Origin of the sequence: Chitinophaga barathri (assembly GCF_003807585.1) — a bacterium.
Classification (GTDB): domain Bacteria; phylum Bacteroidota; class Bacteroidia; order Chitinophagales; family Chitinophagaceae; genus Chitinophaga; species Chitinophaga barathri.
This window is the reverse complement of record NZ_RMBX01000009.1, coordinates 130,089-151,046: the sequence shown is the minus strand read 5'-3', so window position 1 is coordinate 151,046 and position 20,958 is coordinate 130,089. Positions and strand designations below refer to the sequence as shown.

Here is a 20,958-nt window from a genome sequence, read left to right as displayed (position 1 = left end):
TCCAAATGCTGAAAAGATTCCACGTACTCAATTTGCTGTTAGTGTGTTGGTTACCCGTGTTAGCCCAGGTAGCGCCCGCGGCGCAATCTGTTAAAGGAAAAGTGATCTCTGGTTACCAGGCATGGTTCAACTGCTACGGGGATGGATCCCCCGTAGCCAGGTGGCGCCACTGGAGCGCAGGCCAGTACAACTCCAATAACGGCAGCCCCGCGCCGGGCGCTATTTCATTTGAAGCGTACCCCGACGTAAAAGAGTACCCCGCATCCGTAATGTTCCAGACGAACCTGGGCAACACGAACATCGGCGATCCCGCCAAACTGTTTACTTCCTGGCAGCCGCAAACCATCGACCTGCACTTCTCCTGGATGCAGCAGCATGGCATAGACGGCGCCGCCCTGCAACGTTTTCTCGGGGAAACCCGCGATGGCGTATTCAAACGAAACCGCGACAGCGTGGCCGTACGCATGCGCCGCGCGGCGGAACAGTACCAGCGTATTTTCTACATCATGTACGACATGAGCGCGGACGACACCACTTATTTTAAAAATGACTGGCTGCACATCGAAAACAATCTCGGTGTGGTGAATTCACCTTACTACGCGCACCAGGACGGCAAGCCCGTGATCTGCCTCTGGGGCTTCGGCTTCACCGGCCGCACCAATGTGCCCGCGCACAGCATCGCCATTATCAATTGGCTGAAAGGAAAAGGGTATTACGTGATCGGCGGCGTGCCTACAAACTGGCGTACCAGCAGCGGCGACAGCCATCCCGGCTATAGCGCGGTGTACAATAGTTTCGATATGCTTTCTCCCTGGTCCGTCGGCCGCTTTTCCAATAATGCCGGCGCGGACAATTTTATCACCAATCACGTAACGCCGGACCTGGCTTATTGCAATACAAACGGCATCGATTACCAGCCGGTGATCTTCCCGGGTTTTGCATGGAGCAACTGGAACGGCGGCGCGGTGAACCAGATACCGCGGAACAAAGGCGAGTTTTTCTGGCGGCAGGTGTACAACCTGAAGAACCTGGGTTTTAACACCGCGTACATCGCTATGTTCGACGAATACGACGAAGCCACGAACATCATGAAAATGGCGGACAGTTATTTTGATGTGCCGCACAACCAGTATTTCCTGACCGCCAGTGCGGACGGTTCTTACCTCAGCCCCGATTTTTATCTCCGCCTCACAGGCCAGGCCACGAAAGTGTTCAAAGGCACCACGCCGCTCACTACGAATGTGAACATCCCGTTTTCGGTAGCGCCGCTGTGGTTCCGCACCAGCGTGCAAAACGGCTATGATGCGATGCCCACCTGGACGGACAGCCCTGATCCCACGTCCATTCCCAAAAGTGTGCTCAGCCCGCTTTGTGGCGTTGTGACAGGAGAAACCAGTTATACCGGCAATGCATCCATCCGCGCGGGGTACGGATAATGCCTCCAGCGGCGGTTCGTATCATTACTTCCGCGTGTTCGACGTGAACATTCCCGTGAATGCAAACACACGGCTCACCTGGCTGGCATATCCCACCAATAACCTTTCGCGCTACGTATCCGTGGACCTTGTGATGACGGATGGCAGCAACCTGCGCGATGCGGGCGCCACGGACATCAACGGCGTATCCATGCATCCCGGCGCGGGCCGTGGCACGGTGAATACATGGCAGAAACAGACCTGTTTCATTGGCAACTGGCTTAACGGTAAAACGATTGACAGGATCATGATCGCCTATGATCACGGCGCGGATGTAGGTGCGTTTAAAACTTATATAGACGACATCGTGATAAAAGACACCACGCAGTCATTTGCACTGGCGGCTTTTAAAACACAGAGCGAAGAAGAAAGTCTCGTACAGATATTTCCCCAGCCGGCGAACAAAACGGCAACGGTAAGTATCAGCAACTGGACCGGCAACGAAAGACTGGAGCTACTGAATGTCGACGGGAAGAGCCTTTTAAGACAGCAGGCTACTTCCAGCAGAACGGAACTGCCGGTGCAGGCATACCCGGCTGGTATTTATATTCTCAGGGTGGAAAGGAACGGAAAGTTCATCGTGAAAAAACTCATTATTACCCGATAAAGTTTAAGTAGTAACGTGATAACAATGAAAGCCCACTTGTGATCTCACAGGTGGGCATTTTTTGTTTGAAGAGAAAATATCCGTCTGTTAATTGTTGTATCCCGGAACGGATCCTCAAAAATCCTCGTCATCTGCCTCATCGCTGTTTGCGGGCGCCCCTGCGGAGCCGGCGGGAAGTATGACGGTGAAGACGGTGCCTTCGCCGGGGGTGCTTTTGACCAGCAGCTGGCCGTTGTTGAGATTGGTGAATTCGAGGCATAGCAACAGCCCGAGGCCGCTGCCTCTTTCGCCGCCGGTGCCGTAAGAGGGAATGGTCTGGAAAGAAAACAGCCCGCTCATTTTGTCCGCTGCAATGCCCGTTCCTTCGTCGCGCACGGTGAGCGTAACGGTGCTGGGGGACTGGCTGGCGCCAAGATATATCCTGCCCCCGGGATGGCTGAATTTGATGGCGTTGCTGACGAGGTTGCGCAGTATCACGGCCACCTGTTCCCGGTCCGCAAACAGGTATATTTCCCCGGGGATGTCCTGCGTGACCTGTAATGATTTTCCGTCTATGCCGGGCACGAACATCTGCAAAACTTCATCCGCCAGCGGGGCGGGCGGGAAATGTTCCGGCGCTGTCCTGATACCGCGCATCTGCCCCATGCTCCAGCGCAGCATATTGTCGATGGAGCCGCCGAGGTGATGTACTTTTTTATAGAGCTCTTCGGAGGCTTCCAACATACTGCTTTCGTTGTATTCTCCTTTGCGGAACATGTCCAGCAGCAGCTCCAGCGTGGCAAGCGGCCCGCGGATGTCGTGCGCGATGACGGAGAACAGTTTTTCCTTGTCCCGGTTCAGCGCGGCAAGGGCCTGGCGTTTGGCTTCCATCTCCTGCTGGTAATCCGCATGTACCTGTTTGAAATAAGTCAGCGCCAGGATGGGAAACAGCAGGGCGCAGGACACGTTAAATACGATACGGGGAACCGGAACGGTGAATTGGCCCGGCGCCTCCGCGCCGGTAAAATGGATGATCAGGAACGCGGAAATGGTGATCAGCGAAAGCGTGGCGATCAGCCAGGTGTTATCGTACACGAGGATGGTGACGATAAGGATGTTTAACAGGAAATATTCGGCGCCGTTGCGGTAAAGCAGGGCGGTGATGGTGTATAAAACGATGCTGTAAACGATCAGCAGCAGCCGGGCGCTGAGGTAACGCTGCCGGTGATGCAGCCATAGCACGGTGAGGCCGCCTGCTACGTTCAGGCCGTTCAGGAGGCTCAGCAGGTGCCTGTCCTGAAATGCGTTCAGAATACAGAAAATAAGCATGAGGGGCAGCCAGGGGAGGGCCAGCAGGTTCAGCAGCCGGGTACGCCGGGCTTCGATGAACGGCATCCCCGTCCGCACGCCAATGTTGGCAATACGCGTAAATATGCTGGTGAAAGGGTACGGGGAAAAAGCCGGCATGGGCACAAAGATAAACATCCGGGGCAGAACCGGCGGCAAGGTTTCCACATAAACCTGTACATTTGATCCCTGTAAAATTGAGCAGTATGGCAGACAGATATTTTACCCGCGAACAGTTTATCGCCAAATTCCCCGAAGAAGTGATCCTTGCGGCGGATGTGTACGACAGGATGACCGGCAGCGGTTTCCCGGAATACGCGCTGGCGGAGTTTGATGTGTATTTTATAGCGGACCGGCAGGAAAAGCTCGAAAAACTGGCGGCTTTCCTTACGGCTGTTTATGGCATGACCACCAAATCTATCAGCCAGCAGAACGGCCAGTGGGAACTGGAAACGCTTTCCCCGAAATTCCCCGTGGATGCGGACAACCTCCTCTGCTGGGCCATAGATCTGGCCATTAAAGGCTACGAGCATGACTGTCGCCTGGATGGTTATGGCACTTTTGCCGGGGCGGACAGCAAAGATTTCCAGGACGAAGCGCCCGCCAGGCTGGCGCATTATTTTGAGCTGGCCATGGAATCTTACCGGCAGCGGAATTTCGGCGCGGCAGTGATCAATTTCACCACCGCCATCCGTATTTTCCCCGAAAACGCGAATTCCTGGTATTCCCGTGCCATCGCCAAAGAAGAAATACTGCTGGGCGCCAAAGCCCGGGAGGATTACGATAAAGCCATTTCCCTTTCGCCGGAATTCAAGGAAGCATATATCAACCGCGCGGTGAACAAAGATGAAGCCGGCGAATACGAAGCCGCCCTGCTGGATTACAACAAAGCCATTGAACTGGACGCGCTGAACCCCATGGTGTATTTTAACCGCGGCAATACCAAACAGCACCTGGGCGACCAGGCGGGCGCCTGCGGCGACTGGAAAAAGGCGAAAGACCTCGGCGGGGAATACGCCGCGGCAAAGCTGGAAGCGTATTGCAAATAAGAGGGACTATCTGTAGATTGTGGGAACAGGATTTCCACGTCAAAAACCCTTGTCTTCATGTACAATTTTTCAAAGATCACCACCGCCTTGCTGCTGCTGGTCGGGATGAATATATCGGTGCTCCGGCCGGACACTCCCACCATGGTCACATCCACTCCCCGGCCGGCCATCGGCTCATGTCTTCTTAACGGTCCCGTCATTCCCCCGGCAAAAAATCCGCGTTTTAAAGTACTGGTGCTCGCCGAGCCCGGCGGCCATCACATCGCCTATACCCGCGCCGCAAAACCATGGCTCGATCAGCTTGCCGCGGACAGCAATTTTTCTATTCAATACATACAAAACACCGACCTTATCAACGAAAAGTTCCTGGAGGATTTCCGGTTGTTCATCCAGCTGGATTATCCGCCCTATGCCTGGAAACCCGAAGCGGCAAAAGCTTTTGAAGCGTACATCAATGCGGGCAAAGGCGGCTGGATCGGTTTCCATCATGCCACTTTGCTCGGTGAATTTGACGGGTTCCCTATGTGGCAGTGGTTCTCGGACTTTATGGGAAGCATCCGTTTTAAGGACTATATCGCGGATTTTGCGAAAGGGAAAGTGATGGTGGAAGATACCGCCCACCCGGTGATGAAAGGGATAAAAAACGGTTTTTGGATTGAAAAGGAAGAGTGGTACACCTACAACAAAAGCCCGCGTCCGAACGTGCATGTGATTGCCAGCGTGGATGAAAATACCTATTCACCCGAGACCGCCAAAAAGATGGGAGACCACCCAGTGATCTGGAGCAACCCGCGTATGCCGGGCAAAAACGTGTACATTTTTATGGGCCATAGCCCGGACCTGTTCGGGAACAGCGACTATACCACTTTATTCAGGAATGCGGTCAGCTGGGCGGCCAGGCCCTAATGATCCTGCCGCGGCGAAATGCTGTTACACCCGCAGGCGGTTCCTCTCCGCCTGGATCCTCACGCGGGGGCGGCTCCTGCCGGGCAGCAGTAAAAGATATCTGCGTATAAAGATGATAAACCTTGTCATGCAAAATCATTTTGTGATACGGAAAATACCAAGGATACCAACACCCCCGGCCTCATATCGACCAACTGCACGCAAGCCTGACCAAATGCCCCGGCCGGCGACGAATCTCAGTAGATAAGTTTCCGGAGATTGTCCGTGTAATTCCTGCCTATACTTAGCTCCGTGTCATTATTCATTACGATGAACATCTTGCTGATATCCCGGTATACTTCCTTGATATGCAGGATATTAACGATGTGCGAACGGTGTATGCGGATGAATTTTTCCGGGTCCATCCTCTTTTCCAGCGTGCCGATACCCTGGGAACTGAGATAGGACTGCTCCGCAGTATGTATCTGTGTGTAATCCTTTTCCGCTTTGAGGTACATGATATCGTCCACCGTAATGTTTTTCAGGCGGTTTCCTTTTTCCACGAGTATGCGGCTGGGGTAGTTGCCGGTGCTGGTTTCCGCGAGAAAGTGAAGGTTCTGGCCCTGGGAGTTTTTGCGTATGCGTTCCATGGTCAGGCTGAAACGCTCACGGGTGTATGGTTTCAGCAGGTAATCCAGCGCATTCAGCTCAAACGCGCGGAGGGCAAACTGATCGTAGGCCGTGGTGAACACGATGAGCGGTATGTGCGTGATCTCCTGCAATACCTGGAAGCCGTTGATGGCGGGCATTTGTATGTCCAGGAACACGAGGTCCGGCTGGGCCGCGTTGATGTCCCTGATGGCTTCCGATCCATTGCGGCATTCGCCGGCAATGTTGATTTCCGGGAAGTCCGCCAGGTACTGTTTTATCAGGAAACGGGAAGCTTCCTCATCGTCAATGATCAATGCTGTTTTTCGTTGCATGGGCATTGGTGTGAATGTAAAACGTAAACGTCAGGCCCGAAGGCTCGTTACGGGTGATATGTATGGTTTCCGAAAATAAAAGCTCCAGTCGCTGGCGGGTATTCTTCAAACCCACGCCGGTAGATGCCTGGAGGTTTTCCAGGTCCCCGGGGTACCCTACGCCGGTATCGCTGATCCTGATCTCCAGCTTGCCGGGTTTTTCTCCCACTTCAATACTGATGCGCCCCCCGTTGATGCTGGGCCCGATGCCGTGCCGGATGGCGTTCTCCACCAGCGGCTGCAGCAGCATGGAGGGTACCAGCGTGTTCCCCGCGCCGTTTAAAGGAGAAATATCGAACTCCAGCCGTTCTTTGAAACGTGAATGTTCCACTTCCAGCATGGTGCGGATGAACCGGATCTCTTCATGCAGGGGCACCCATTCATGCTCCGTACAGTATAAGGAATAACGGAAAGTATCCGCCAGCCGTGCGATCAGCTCGCGGGTGGGCTCCAGCTCCGGCGGTACGCTGGCGCTGATGGAGTTCAGGGTGTTGAACAGGAAATGCGGCTGTATCTGGGCTTTCAGCGCGTTGATCTCGCTGTTGAAGGCCAGGGCGGCCAGCTCTTTTTCCTTTTTTAATTGCGCTTCCCGCTCCCGGTAGAAATGGTAAATATGGAGGATGGAGAATACCTGTACGTAAAATGTAAGGGTCGGGAGAAAAGTATGCAGGATATCTTTTCCCGTGAACAGCGGGTTGCCCATCAGGTAATGGTAAGTATTCATCAGTACAAACCATATTACCATAAACAACGGCGCGCCGTAAAGATGCAGGAGGAACCGCTGCCTGAGCGGCAGGCTCTTGTATTTGCGGAAGACCAGCCACCATCCCGGCAGGCAGGCGAGGGCCATATTGGTGGAATCTACCGCTACTGTCCAGTACCAGGCGGCAGGCAGCTTTTTCCCTATCCCGGCGGAAAAGACCAGAATCAGCCCCTGGCATACAAAGATCAGCGAGTATAGGATGACTTCCAGCCAGGTAACGCCCATCAGGAATTTCCTTTGGAGAAAGGGGTGCTTTTTATTGGGGGCAGTTTCAGCCATGATGATATACAAAGTATTAAAGTGCAAAAATGGATTTTTTTTGCCTGATGCCGGTGAGTTTTATACCAGTGGTAAACACTTTTCCTGGTGAACAAATCCATGCCAGGTATGGGTATGGAATGCTGAAGAGCCGAAAAACGGCGCTCAATGGTCTTAAAAGGGGAGTGAAATGTATCCGGGGTGATTGAATGGATCGCGCAGATCTTATCCTGGACCATAAAAGTCCCGTTCATGTCATCCGGGTTGCGGGTAACGTTTTCCAGCTACAGCTAAAAACTGCAATAGCCAACGCCCTAAAAACAATTTTCACCGGCATGATAAATTTGTATGAAGCCGGTATCCGGACCAATAAAAAGCGGATATTTACTATTCTAAAACCATGAATTATGACTACGGAACAGATTGCAAAACGCCTGGCCGAATATTGCGCCAAAGGCGAGTTTGAAGCAGCACAAAAAGAACTGTACGCGGATGATGTGGTAAGCGTTGAACCTTATGAAACCCCCGCTTTCCCGAAAGAAGAAAAAGGACTGGACAATATCATCGAAAAAGGCCGCAAGTTTGAATCGATGATAGAAGAAGCGCATGGCATCACGGTAGGCGAACCTGTCGTGACCGGCAACGTGTTCTCGTTTGTAATGTCCATGGACCTCACCATGAAAGAGAGAGGACGCGCGAAGTGGGAAGAACTGTGTGTTTACACGGTGAAGGACGGAAAGATCGTTTCCGAGCATTTTTTTATGTAGGATCACTTTGTGACCTGCACGAGGATTACTCCGTCTTCATACTTTTTACCGGGTTCCTCAATGCCGCGGCCATCGTGTGATATGCCACCGTCACCAGTGCCAGGCAAAGGATGACGGCGGCCGTGAATACAAACGTCCAGCCGTTGATCTGTATGCTGTAGGCAAACTGCTGCAGCCAGCGCTGCATCACCCAGGCCGCGGGCGGCGATGCGACCAGCAACGCGATCATCACCGGTTGCAGGAATTGTTTCGACATCAGAAAGGCCAGCCCCGGTACACCGGCTCCCAGCACTTTCCTGATCCCGATCTCCTTTATCCGCTGATGCGTGGAAAGATGCGCTATGCCGAACAGGCCAAGGCAGCAGATCATTACGGACAGCACCGTGGCGATGGTGATGATCTTTTTCCAGCGCAGCTCCTGCTGGTAGGCTTTGGCATTCAACTCATCCATGTACTGGAAGGAGAATACGGCCGTGGGCATCATCGTTTTGTACGCCTTTTCGAAAGCTGCCAGCGCCTGCGGCTGGCGGTTTTTGTCATACCTGATCCACATGCCGCCGTAGTGCCGGTTGTTCTGGAACATGATCATGGGCTGCAGGCGTTGATGAAGAGAGCCGTTGTGAAAATCTTTTACCACACCGGTAACCGTCCTTGGTATTTTATCAAAATATTCATTGGCAAGAATGGTCTGCCCCAGGGGTTGTTTCCAGCCCGCTGCCTTTACAAACGCCTCGTTCACAATAACGCCGTAGGGTTCACCGGCGGATACATTGCTGCCTGTTTTTAAGGAGATCTCCATCGTGGGCAGGTAAGCATCATCAATCACCATATGTACCGCTTCGATGCGCTGGCCGCCGGTTTGCGCGATCATCGCGCCCGCGTCCCCGCCGAAGGTAATGGATCGGATGCCCGGTTCCCGGCCCAGTTCGGAACGCAGGAATTGCTGCACGGGTTTGGGATCGCGGTTGCCCGGTATATTGGAGCGGATCACCTGGTGAGGATTGTAACCAAGATTTTTGGTGCGTACAAATTCCATCTGCCGGTAATAACTCAGCGATGCGATAATAAGGAATACAGCCAGTGAAAACTGCAGCACGACAAGACTTTTACCAAACAAACCTTTGCCGCTGAGTTTGGGTTTTCGGTATAAAACAGACGAGGGTTTAAAACCGGAAAGCACATAGGCGGGGTACAGCCCCGCGAGTAAAATAATACCCGCCTGCAATATGACCGCATAGAGCAAAAGCCCGGGCGCATCACCTGCCTGCAAATCTTTGCCGCTTAATTCATTGAACACAGGTAAGGTTATCAGGGTGAAAACACCCGCAAGCACAAACGAAAAAATGCAAACGATTGCTGATTCCAGGAGGAACTGCACGATGATCTGCCCCCGGCTGCCGCCATTCAGTTTACGTACGGCCACTTCCTTGGAGCGCCTGAGCGCTCCCGCGTTGCTGATATGAATGAAGTTGATGGCCGCCATCAGGAGTATGAACGCCGCAATGCCAAGGAACAGCCGGGAGTACACCGGATCGCTGCCGTTCACAATACCGTTCTCAACGCTGCCGCCCTGCGTCCGTAAAGGGTTCAGGTGGATATCTGTAAGCCTTTGCAGGCTGTAACTGATCTGCGGGTCGAAGGGGTGGTTTTGTTTTTGTATGGCGGCGGCGGACTGGTAAATCTGGTTCATTTTAGTTTCCACGGCGGCCAGGTTTGCACCTGGATGGAGGATGAGGAAAGTGCCGAGATAGGCATTCAGCCAGGTATCATCCAGAAAGGAAAGCTGGAGAAAACGCAGGTTCATCAGCACGTCGAAGCGGATAGAAGACTGCGGGGGCGGATCTTTCACCACGGCCGTGATGGTGAGGGGCTTGCCCAGCTTTTGCGCGGAAGGATCCGAATCCAGATACAAAGGCCGGCCGGTCACGTCCGTGTTTCCGAAAAGCCGCATTGCAGTGCTTTCCGTGATTACCGCGGCGTCTATTTCCCGCAGGGCCGTGGCCGGATCGCCGGAGAGGGCGGGGAAGGAGAACGTCTCCAGGAAATTGTCATCCACAAACACCTGCTGCAGCCGCAAAGCTTTGCTGCCGGTATGCATGTCCCCATAGATATCGCCGCCCATGATGCGGGTGAACTGCCTTATCTCCGGGATCTGTTCCTTAAAAACAGGCCCCTGAACCTGGCCGGTGCCGCCCGTGGTGCGCAAGGCAGCGCCTTTATCGGCCACCAGCGTGGTATTGATGCGGTAGAGGTGGGGATTATGCGCATGGAACCTGTCAAACCTTTGCTCATCCAGCATAAACAATACAGCCAGCAGCATACACGTTAAACCGGTAGCCAACCCGAAGGCATTGATGGCCGTATATAACTTATATTGCCATAGGTTCCGAAGGGCGATCCGAAGATAATTAAGGAGCATGGGTCGGTGAATTTTTAATAATATAGTGACAAAAAGCGATATTTTCTACACATTATCAGGGCGGTCGAATTCCTTTATGGACGGGCGTTTCAGCATCATTTTGGCAGCGATGCGAATAAGAAAATACCACAAAACGGTAAAATGCTTGAAATTTTTTATTACAATCGATTGTTTTTAATACATTTGTTAAACTAGAAGTAGGGTAAAACCAAAATCTCAATTTTAAGCACCAAACAGAAACTAAACACAAACAACTCAAATCAAGTTTTCCACGTATGTCACCAACAAAATAGGACTGTTTTATATGTAAATAAATGCAAACGTTTGCATTCCATGGATGGCATTTGCCTGACGTGTCCGCGAAATGCCGGGCACATGCCTTTTTATTGCTGATACTTTCTCAAACTAAGCGTTATGTTCAAACATTCACCTCCTTTTTTACGCAGGCTTCCCTTTAGTTGTTTCTGCATGCTACTGCTCGCAGCAGTATTCATCTCCAACACGGCTCAAGCACAGCAAACCTATGCCATCACGGGCCGCGTAACAGATGAACAAAAAACGCCGCTCCCGGGTGTGAGCGTGGCCGTAAAAGGCTCCACCACCGGATCGGCCACCGATGCAAACGGCAATTTCAACATCAAAAGTGCGCCTAACGCATCCGGTATCCTCGTGATCACGTACATCGGCTACGCCTCACAGGAAGTACCTTACACCTCCGGCACCGCGGTGCTCGTAACACTCAAAACCGACCAGAAAGCGCTCGGTGAAGTGGTAGTGGTGGGTTATGGTACGCAAAAGAAAGTGAACCTGGTAGGCGCCGTGTCCGCCGTGAAAGTGGACGAAAAGATCACCAACCGCTCGCTTCCCAATGCTTCCTCCGCACTGTCCGGCCTGGTGCCCGGCCTTGCTGTATCACAGTCTTCCGGGATGGCCGGCCGCAACAGCGCCGCTCTCATCATCCGAGGCCTCGGTACGGTCAATAACGCCAACCCGCTCGTAGTAGTGGATGGTATGCCGGATGTGGACATCAACCGCCTTAACATGAATGATATCGAAAGCGTGTCCGTTTTGAAAGATGCGACTTCCGCTTCCGTTTATGGTTCCCGCGCGGCAAACGGTGTAATCCTCATCACTACCAAGTCCGGCAAGGGCCAGAAAAGGACCGCTATCAATTTCAACGGCACTTTTGGTTTGCAAAAACCTACCCGTGCCTACGACTTCATGGCAAACTATCCCCGCGCCCTTACACTGCACCAGCGCCAGGCCTCTGTAGGCACCTCGCGTTCGCAATGGCTGTTCAAAGACGGTACCATTGACCAATGGATGGCGCTGGGGATGATTGATCCGCTGAAATATCCGAATACGGACTGGTGGGATGTGATCATCCGCGACGGCCAGATACAGAACTATAATATTTCCGCGTCCGGCGGCAACGAGCAGTCCAACTTCTTTATGTCGGTGGGCGTGCTGGACGAAAAAGGCCTCCAGATCAACAACGATTACAAACAATACAACGCCCGTTTCAGCTACGATTATAAAGTACGCAAGAACATGAATGCCGGCGTGAAGTTCAACGGCAACTGGTCTAAAATGGTATATGCGCTGGAAGACGGCTTTACGGACGACAACTCCACCAATACCGCCGGCTTCGACATGCAGTATGCCATTGCAGGCATTACGCCATATGACCCCATTATCAATAAATACGGCGGTGTAATGGCATATGGGGAAGACGCACAGGCGTACAACCCGTATACCGTGTACCAAAACATGCTGAACCGTCAGAACCGCCAGGAGGCAAACGGCCAGGTGTATTTCGACTGGACGCCCATTGAAGGGCTGACGGGCAGGCTGGATTATTCACTGAACTATAATAACCAGTTCCGTTATAACGCGAACATCCCTAACCAGGCCTGGAATTTTCAGTCCAACTCCCAGGGCAGCCGTGTATATGTAGGGGATAACGCCGGCATCGGCAACTTCACTACCACCGGTTATAAAACCATGATGACGGGCCGCATCAGCTATAACCGTACGATTGCGGTGAATCATGAAATTTCAGTGCTCGGTGTATACAGCGAAGAATACTGGAACACCCGGATACAGAACAGTAACCGTAATGACAGGATCCACCCGGACCTTCACGAAGTGGACGCCGCGCTTCCGGCCATCCAGAGCGCATCGGGCAACTCCAGTACGGAAGGGCTCCGCTCTTATATCGGGCGTATCAACTATACTGCTTTCGACAAATACCTGCTCGAAGCAAACTTCCGGTATGATGGCTCTTCCAAGTTCCTGCCCGGCAGCCGCTACGGCTTCTTCCCTTCCGTGGCAGTAGGCTGGCGCTTTACAGAAGAAAACTTCATTAAGCCCATCACCGGTAAGATCCTCAGCAGCGGTAAACTGAGAGCTTCCTACGGAAGCCTGGGTAATAACAGCGGTATCGACAGGTTTGAACAAATGTCCACCCTGTCTACCAGCCACTATATGCTGGGCCAGGATATGATGAAGGGTTTTGTATACCGTAAACTGGTGAACCCGGATCTTACCTGGGAAACGTCCACTGTGCTGAACCTCGGTCTTGACCTTGGATTTTTTGAAGGCAGGCTTACCGCTGAGCTGGATTATTATGACCGTCTTACCACGGACATGCTGAGGCCTTCAGATCTTTCCCAGCTGCTGGCCGGCGCATATGTAGCGCCCCGCCAGAATATCGGCGAGCTGCGCAACCGCGGTGTGGAAGCAAACCTCACCTGGTCTGACAGGGTAGGGCAGTTCAATTACGGGATGAATTTTAATGCCTCCTATAACAGGACCAATCTTGAAAAATGGAATGAGTTCCTGCCGAAAGGCTGGGTTTTCCTGGATATGCCTTACCACTTCCTGATCACTTTCCAGGACCTCGGTATTGCAAGAACCTGGCAGGATATCTATAACAATACACCGCAGGGCGCGTCTCCCGGAGACCTGCTTCGTAAGGACGTGAACGGCGATGGCCAGATCACGGATGACGACAAAATAGCGTACGACAATGTGCAGCGCGACAGGCCTACTTCCAACTACTCCTTCAGCGGCAATGTTTCCTGGAAAGGCATTGATGTAGCTTTCCTGATCACCGCGGCAACCGGCCGTAAAGATTACTGGATCAATATCTACAACAACGTAAACCCGTCCGCCGCGCGTTATGCCTGGGGCTGGGACCAGTGGAACCTTCCCTGGAACTATGACAATCCAAACGGCGAATGGCCCCGCCTGGGCGGTTCCGGCAACAACCGTTCGGAAACTACTTTCTGGCTGGATAATCTGAACTACATCCGCTTTAAAAACGTGCAGGTGGGATATTCCATTCCGGCAAACCTCCTGAAAAGGGTAGGATTGTACAGCTTCAGGGTATTCGGCTCTGCTGAAAACCTCGGGACTTTAACCAAATTCCGCGGCCTTGATCCGGAACTGACAGGCAACAGGAGTAACGCTTATCCGTTAAACAGGTCTTACTCCTTTGGTATTAACGTAGGCCTTTAAAAGCACGAATTATGAAAAGACAACGCATTTATATACAGATATTAGCAATAGCGGCGGGTTGGTGTGTACTGGCTACATCCTGTGTCAAGAACCTGCTGGACCAGGAGCCTACCACCGAGCTACCTGAATCCGAGTTCTGGAAAACGGAAAAAGACGCAAAGGTGGCCGTAATGGGCGCGTATGCAGATGTACGCCCGCTTTTTGACCGTGAATATTATTTTGACGGGCTTACCGAATTCCAGCGTACAAGGGGTACCAGCTCTACCGTGAACGACGACCTGAACAGCGGCTCGTTACAAAAGGGCGGCGCTTACCCTACCGGTAACTGGAGCCCGGCTTCACCGGCCGGCGGCGGCGACCGTTATGACAGGATGTTCCGCTACCTGTACGGCGGTGTGAACAGAACGAACTACGTGATCGAAAACGTAAAGATCCTGATGCCGAAAGTGCCCACTGCCGCTATCCCGGAACTGGAAAGGATCATGGGCGAAGCACGCCTGCTGAGAGGCCTGGTGTATTTCAGGCTCATCACCATGTGGGGCGATGTACCTTACTTTACGCAGATCATCAACCCTTCCAACCAGTACGAAGTAGCGCAGCTTGCGCGTACGCCGATAGCAACGATCAAAGATTCCATCTATGCGGATCTTACTTATGCATTCGAGAAACTCCCGCAGATCTCCAGCGAGCAGGGCCGCTTTACAAAGGCTGCCGCGCTGGCCCTTCGCGGTAAACTGATGCTGTACTGGGCAAGCTGGAACCAGTATGGATGGCCCGAGCTTGAAACATTCAAACCTACTCCGGCTGAAGCTACGGACGCTTATACAAAAGCGGCGGCGGACCTCAGAACGGTATCTCTCGGAATGGGCCTCAACCTGTGGAGGAATGGCGATCCGGGCGAGATAGACACACTCGGCAAAGCGGAAAAACTGCCGAACTATTATTATCTCTTCACACCGGTGGCGAATGAGAACAACCCGGAATTTGTGCTGGTGTTCACCCACGGCGGTATTAATACCAACCAGGGCGAGGAACTGATGAGGGATGTGGCTGGCCGCTCCCACGAAGGATCTCAGTGCTGGATGACCCCGCGTTATGAAATCGCGGACAGGTACCAGCTCATCACCACCGGCGATTTTGCGCCCCCGCTGATCCCGCTGAAACCGACTGTTGCCGATGCAAGGACCCGCCCGAACTCCGCGCTGAACCCGCTGAGTTACGCGAACAGGGATTATCGTATGAAGTCTTCCATCATGTGGGATTATGAGCTGAGCGTAGGTTTCAACTCCCTCAAGTCAACCGGCTTTATTCCTTTCATTTACAATACCTGGAACTCGCCAAATATCGTGGTGAACGGCATCCGGTACGACAATGTGTATAACACGGACGGTTGCAATACCGGTTTTGTGTTCCGCAAGTTCCTGCGCAATACCGCGGGCCTGGGCCGCAGCGAGGGTAACTATTCTTATCCCTTCATCCGCCTGGCCGATGTATACCTGATGTATGCGGAAGCCTCCAATGCACTGGCGGGGCCGAATGCGGAAGCGATAGAACTGGTGAACAAGATCCGCCGCCGTGCTGCACTGCCTCCTTTGGCAGGGGACAAAACCGCGAGCAAGGAAGTATTCTTCAACGCTATCGAACAGGAGAGGATCGTGGAACTGTTTGCCGAAGGCCATCGGTTCTGGGACCTCCGCCGCTGGAGAGCGCTGGAAAGAGTGTGGGGACCTGCGAACGGACCCGGCCGCGATTTCAGGGATACGCATGGGGAGATCACCACAAGAGGTGTATTTCAGAACCAGCAGGAAAGGGCTTATCAGCGTGTATACATATTCAGGATACCGCTTAGCGAAAGGGAACGTAATCCCAAGCTGACACAAAACACTCCTTGGTTATAATTTTTAAAATTTTGCGAGATGAAGAAATATATTTCAGCAGTTTTCATGGTAATGTTTTTCGCGACGATCTGGATGGGTTGTAAAAAAGATAGCCCCGTGGATGAAGACGGCCTTCTTATCACTACCCGCGCGGAATGTTTTGTGAGCAGTTTCGAAATGCTGGGCTCCGATCACCTGGTGACGCACGGAAAATCCGCAACGATCGATACCGCCGCTCAAACGATCAAAATCACCGTACGTTTCGGAACGGACCTGAAAAAGATCTGGCCCCGCTTCGGCCTGGCACAGGATTGCAAGCTCGATCCGAAGATCACTACCTGGGTGGATTTTTCAGACCTTACCACGCAGAGATCCTGGACCGTGATCTCCGGTAACAGGCAGGTGAAAAAGACCTACAAGGTGTTTGTAACGGTTGAGCAATAATTGTCCCATTAAAACATTGAATCATGACAAAGAAATTCTTTCGATATACAACAACGCTTGCGGCTGCCGCGCTGATGTTCGCATCGTGCAGCGACAAGGACTATGCGGTGCCGCAGCCGAAGAACGAACTGCAGAATGATGCGATCAAACGCAGCATCGGCCCTTCGCTGGTAGGCCGCGCAATGGAATTCGCCTATGCAATGGCTCTCCCCGCGGATAAAGGCAAGATCGTGTCCGCGCAGGTGGAGGCTTCCATTGCGGGCGCTCCCACCACTTACCTGGAACACCGTTCTTTTTTTACGACCGGCGGTGGCCTGGATTCGGGAGTCGTGATCGGCAATCCTTCTGAAAATAAGGATAACATCACCACCGTGACCTTCAGTAAAGACACGATGGCCGCCACGCTCCGGTATTATTATGTTCCGGCGGAAGCCGCACGCGGTAAGGAAGTGAGCTTTAAATTCACCGCCCGCGCCAGCAATGGCGAAACGGTGACGTACAACCTCGGCCCCTTCAAAGTGGCCAATATGGAAATGAAGCTGGACATTCCCGTGTCGGATGCTGGTGCCAAATATATTTCCATTACAGATATGGCGGCATACAACCAGGCAGATGCTCCCGCGCATGCGGATAAGATAGACCTGGTATACCTGTACCGTACCACCCCCGCTTCCTTCGGCCACGCACTGGTAGCCCCGGCGGCGGACCCGAAATACCTGCCAGGCATCACCCTGCCCACAGGAGTGAACAGGAATACAAAACTGATGAAGGTATGGCAACTGCGCGATCAGCAGCTGGCCCGTGATCAGTTCGGGGTATTCATCGATGATGCCGATTTCCAGCAGCTTAATATCGGAGAAGGCATAAATTATACCCTCGGCCTGGCGAAAGATTATGGCGTGTGGGTGGAAACAACGGATGGGAAATACAGGGCGTATATTTTTGTAAACGCCGCGTCAAACCCTAACAAAACCGCGACGCTCAGCATCAAACGTTATACAATGAAGTAATGCAGACTAAAATAACGGGGGCTGGGAAACCAGTCCCCGTTTTCTTTTTTTATCCACTCCACGGAAGCTATGAAAAATATTATCCTGCTCTTTATCCTGCTTTTCTCTTTAGCAGCCAACGCTCAATTCAAACATCCCGGGCTGGACCAGTCCGCGGCGGACCTCGCCCTGATGAAATCACTCGTGCTCGAAAACCGCCAGCCTTACCGGGCCGCATTTGACCGGATGAAGGAAGGTATTGACACGGATGCGGAAATAAAGGCATTTGCACACGTTTTAAGAGGCCCTTACGGTAAACCGAATATTGGTGGAGGCGAACTGTCCAAAGGCGCAAATATGGCCTATAATGCGGCTTTGGTATGGTATGTGACCGGCGAACAGCGATATGCGGATTATTCCATGCGTATCCTCAACACCTGGTCCGCCGCGCTCTGGGACTTCGACTACAATGACGCCAAACTGCTCGCCGCCTGGACCGGCCACCTGCTCTGCAACGCGGCGGAGATCCTCCGTTATTCAAAATCAGGCTGGAAGCAGCAGGATATAAGCCGGTTCAGGAATATGCTGATGACGGTGTATTACCCGCTCATGCGCTTTTATTACCCGCAGGCAAACGGCAACTGGGATGGCGCAATTATCCATTCCATCATCGCCATGGGCATTTACCTCGACGATAAAAAGATGTTCGACAATGCAGTGGATCACTTCCTGCACGGGCCGGTGAACGGCAGCATTTTTAAATATATCTATCCCTCGGGCCAGTGCCAGGAAACCATGCGGGACCAGGGGCATGTGCAGCTGGGCCTCGGCGAGTTTGCCGGCGCGGCGCAGATCGCTTTTACACAGGGCACGGACCTGTTTTCCATCGCGGACAACAGGATCGGCTGGGGTTTTGAATACACGGCGCGTTTTCTCCTGGGAGACAAGCCGCACAGCTACGGTATTATTTCCGAACGCGCGAAAGACCTGCGCGACGATTACGAATATGTTTACCGCCATTACCAGCGCGCGGGGATCAGCTTTCCCTACATTCAGCAGGCTGCTGATTCCGTACGCGCGAAAGCCGGCCGCAGTGTGCTTACCTCCGTGCGGGTGGAGCCGAAAAAAACGGGCGGTCCACTTACCGCAAAACTAAAAACACACATAGGCGTAGCAGGCGCGGGAGCGGAGAAAACAACAACGCCTGAAGACGCCATCATCGTGGAGCCAGGCGGATCCATCCAGCAGGCGCTGGATAAGGCGGCAGGCAGCAAACGCTGGGTGCTGGTGAAAGCGGGCATTCATACGCTGGATACTACGTTGCGTATGCCTTCCGGCGTTACATTGGCGGGAGAGGGGCTGGGCACCATCCTTTTCCTGAACCCCGCTTCCGGCGGACGCGATGCAATCGTGAACGCTTTGGAAGACATGAGTGACGTGACCATCCGCGACCTGGTCGTGGAGGGCTCCACCAAAACGGACCCCGGCACCGATCCCAACAGCAACCGTTCTTTCAGAAGCAACGCGGGCAACCGTGGCGGCATCATCTTCCGCGCGCAGCGCGAAGGCCAGATGCAGCGCCTGAAATTCCACAATCTTACTGTTCAGAACTGCACTTTCAACGGCCTGCTTATCAGCGGGGCGGCGGATATTTCCATTACCAGCTGCAACCTCAACGAAAATGGCGGCAGCGTCGTGCCCGGCCCAAGGCTACAACACAACCTGTTTATCAGCCATTGCAAAAACGTCACGATCCGGAACAGCCGAATGGACACATCACCTTTCGGCAGCGGCATAGCCGTATTACATTCCGCGGCCGTCCATATCGATCACAACGAAGTAGCCAGGAATGCATTTTACGGCATCCTGGTATCCGAAAGCAGCCAGGTACAGATCACGGACAATCTCGTGGAAGCGAACGACCGCAGCGGCGTGATGCTGGAGTACCTGCACAGTGGTTCCAGAAATGTGACTGTCAGCAACAATCTCATTCATTACAACAACGGCTTCGGCCTTGAATCCTATGCCACCACGCTGCTGAAGCAGGAAAACAATCTGCTCGGCGGCAATGGCAACCAGTCTTCACAACAAAAGATCAGCAATGAAAAATATATTGTTATGGACTAAACTCGCGTTGTGTCTTGCGCTGAGCATGAACGTTTTTGCGGAGGACACCCCGCATACTTTTATGATGCGCCCGGAGGTGCTGGTAAAAGGCAAACAGCTGGTACAGCAGGGCGATCCCACGGCGGTAAAGGCGCTCGGGAATATTTTGCAGGAGGCGGACAAGGCGCTGCAAAATGGTCCTTACTCCGTAGTGAGCAAAGACAAAATGCCGCCCAGCGGGGACAAACATGATTACATGAGCGTAGGCCCTTATTGGTGGCCGGACTCTACAAAGACAGACGGTCTGCCTTATATCCGGAAAGACGGCCGCATCAATCCCGAACGTTATTCCATCCGTGATGCAGAATATCATACCGCGCTTTGCAGGGATGTGTATATCCTGAGCATCGCCTGGTATTATACAGGCAAACAGGTGTATGCGCAGCATGCCGCACGCCTTCTCCGCACCTGGTTCATAGACCCCGCCACGAGAATGAACCCGAACCTGAACTTCGGGCAGTCTATCCCCGGCATTACGGAGGGCCGGGGCATTGGCCTGATCGATACGAAGGGGCTCGTCAAACTGCTGGACGGCGTTTCGCTGCTGAAAGGCTCCGCCGTTCTTCAGCCGGAAGAAGAGAACGGCATCCGCGCCTGGTACACCAGCTTCCTGCAATGGATGCGCACCAGTCCCATCGGGATGGACGAAGCGGATGAACATAACAATCACGGTACATGGTACGACGTGCAGACCGTATCCATCGCCCTGTTCCTGGACGATAAGGCGCTGGCGGAAAAGATGCTGAAAGAACAAACCGTTCCACGCATTGAAAGCCAGCTGAAAGAAGACGGCAGCCAGCCGCATGAACTGGCACGCACGCTGTCCTGGAATTATTCGCAGATGAACCTGAAGGGATTTTTTGAACTGGCGCGCCTCGCGGAAAATGTGCAGCTCAACCTCTGGACGATGGAAACGCCCGGCGGGAAAAGCCTGAAAAAAGCATTCGGATGGATGCTGGGGTATGCGGACGAAGCACGCCCCTGGACTTACGAGCAGATCAAACCACGCGATGTAAAAGGATTCACGGATCTGGCCCGCCTCGCGGCGCCGCATTACCCCGATGTGGATGCACGGAAGCTGCTGGAGAAAGAGGAAAAGCAGAACGACCTGATATTACTGACCGGCAGTACTTTCTGACGGGGCAAACCTGGACGGGTGTATAAAAAAGAAATGCCGGCAACGTGCCGGTATTTTTATTGGTAGTGCAAGGGCTTTAGTAATGCGGGAAAATCTAATACAGAACTGGCTTTGTTTGGGGCGTCGTTGTGAAAAGGTCGTCATTGCGAGGAGCAGCGGGGGATCTGTGCAGGAGCCGCGACGAAGCAATCTCCATATCCTGGCGTACATCCATTCGATGCAGGAGATTGCTTCGTCGCCCCACCCACTTT

Annotated in this window: 15 protein-coding genes; 11 read left to right on the top strand and 4 right to left on the bottom strand. The window is 53.0% G+C overall.

Features of this window, described 5'->3' with window-relative positions; all coding sequences use genetic code 11:
• Positions 1-5: 5 nt before the first annotated feature.
• Both EG028_RS17190 and EG028_RS27850 read left to right on the top strand, forming a co-directional pair.
• On the top strand, positions 6-1,436 hold the full coding sequence (locus tag EG028_RS17190; RefSeq protein ID WP_206614470.1) for a glycoside hydrolase family 71/99-like protein: 1,431 nt from the start codon (positions 6-8) through the stop codon (positions 1,434-1,436).
• Positions 1,408-2,082 carry a T9SS type A sorting domain-containing protein gene (locus EG028_RS27850; protein WP_206614471.1) on the top strand — a complete coding sequence of 225 codons (675 nt, stop codon included), beginning with the start codon at positions 1,408-1,410 and terminating at the stop codon, positions 2,080-2,082. Before EG028_RS17190 ends, EG028_RS27850 begins: the two co-directional genes overlap by 29 nt.
• A 114-nt stretch (positions 2,083-2,196) precedes the next feature.
• On the opposite strand, the gene EG028_RS17185 is transcribed toward EG028_RS27850, so the two are convergent.
• Positions 2,197-3,528: a sensor histidine kinase gene (locus tag EG028_RS17185; RefSeq protein ID WP_162946561.1), complete on the bottom strand. Its 1,332-nt coding sequence runs from the start codon at positions 3,526-3,528 to the stop codon at positions 2,197-2,199.
• A gap of 86 nt (positions 3,529-3,614) precedes the next feature.
• Between EG028_RS17185 and EG028_RS17180 the strand changes: the two genes are divergently transcribed.
• Entirely contained in the window at positions 3,615-4,457 is an 843-nt protein-coding gene (locus tag EG028_RS17180; RefSeq protein WP_120517810.1) for a tetratricopeptide repeat protein, read from the top strand.
• 57 nt (positions 4,458-4,514) lie between these two features.
• Complete coding sequence (locus tag EG028_RS17175; RefSeq protein ID WP_241559164.1) at positions 4,515-5,363, top strand: ThuA domain-containing protein; 849 nt, start codon at positions 4,515-4,517, stop codon at positions 5,361-5,363.
• Positions 5,364-5,599: 236 nt separating this feature from the next.
• Here EG028_RS17175 and EG028_RS17170 read toward each other — a convergent pair whose 3' ends face one another.
• On the bottom strand, positions 5,600-6,325 hold the full coding sequence (locus EG028_RS17170; RefSeq protein WP_120517811.1) for a LytR/AlgR family response regulator transcription factor: 726 nt from the start codon (positions 6,323-6,325) through the stop codon (positions 5,600-5,602).
• On the bottom strand, positions 6,297-7,406 hold the full coding sequence (locus tag EG028_RS17165) for a sensor histidine kinase (RefSeq protein ID WP_120517812.1): 1,110 nt from the start codon (positions 7,404-7,406) through the stop codon (positions 6,297-6,299). The genes EG028_RS17170 and EG028_RS17165 overlap by 29 nt, the downstream gene beginning before the upstream one ends.
• A gap of 386 nt (positions 7,407-7,792) precedes the next feature.
• On the opposite strand from EG028_RS17165, the gene EG028_RS17160 reads away from it, so the two are divergent.
• Positions 7,793-8,152: a nuclear transport factor 2 family protein gene (locus tag EG028_RS17160; RefSeq protein ID WP_120517814.1), complete on the top strand. Its 360-nt coding sequence runs from the start codon at positions 7,793-7,795 to the stop codon at positions 8,150-8,152.
• A gap of 25 nt (positions 8,153-8,177) precedes the next feature.
• On the opposite strand, the gene EG028_RS17155 is transcribed toward EG028_RS17160, so the two are convergent.
• The gene (locus tag EG028_RS17155) at positions 8,178-10,571 is read right to left on the bottom strand and encodes an ABC transporter permease (RefSeq protein WP_120517815.1); all 2,394 of its coding nucleotides are present in this window, start codon (positions 10,569-10,571) and stop codon (positions 8,178-8,180) included.
• 468 nt (positions 10,572-11,039) lie between these two features.
• Here EG028_RS17155 and EG028_RS17150 point away from each other — a divergent pair, with 468 nt between their 5' ends.
• The 6 genes from EG028_RS17150 (at position 11,040) to EG028_RS17125 (ending at position 20,707) form a co-directional block, all read left to right on the top strand.
• Positions 11,040-14,093, top strand: coding sequence for a SusC/RagA family TonB-linked outer membrane protein (locus tag EG028_RS17150; RefSeq protein WP_206614472.1), 3,054 nt, complete (start codon positions 11,040-11,042; stop codon positions 14,091-14,093).
• An 11-nt stretch (positions 14,094-14,104) separates the two neighbouring features.
• Positions 14,105-15,991: a RagB/SusD family nutrient uptake outer membrane protein gene (locus EG028_RS17145; RefSeq protein WP_120517817.1), complete on the top strand. Its 1,887-nt coding sequence runs from the start codon at positions 14,105-14,107 to the stop codon at positions 15,989-15,991.
• An 18-nt stretch (positions 15,992-16,009) separates the two neighbouring features.
• The gene (locus EG028_RS17140; RefSeq protein WP_120517818.1) at positions 16,010-16,414 is read left to right on the top strand and encodes a hypothetical protein; all 405 of its coding nucleotides are present in this window, start codon (positions 16,010-16,012) and stop codon (positions 16,412-16,414) included.
• A gap of 23 nt (positions 16,415-16,437) precedes the next feature.
• Complete coding sequence (locus EG028_RS17135) at positions 16,438-17,424, top strand: DUF4466 family protein (RefSeq protein WP_120517819.1); 987 nt, start codon at positions 16,438-16,440, stop codon at positions 17,422-17,424.
• A gap of 69 nt (positions 17,425-17,493) precedes the next feature.
• Positions 17,494-19,530, top strand: coding sequence for a right-handed parallel beta-helix repeat-containing protein (locus EG028_RS17130; RefSeq protein ID WP_120517820.1), 2,037 nt, complete (start codon positions 17,494-17,496; stop codon positions 19,528-19,530).
• Positions 19,505-20,707 (top strand): alginate lyase family protein, encoded by a 1,203-nt coding sequence (locus tag EG028_RS17125; RefSeq protein WP_120517821.1) that lies wholly within the window; start codon positions 19,505-19,507, stop codon positions 20,705-20,707. The genes EG028_RS17130 and EG028_RS17125 overlap by 26 nt, the downstream gene beginning before the upstream one ends.
• Positions 20,708-20,958: the final 251 nt, after the last annotated feature.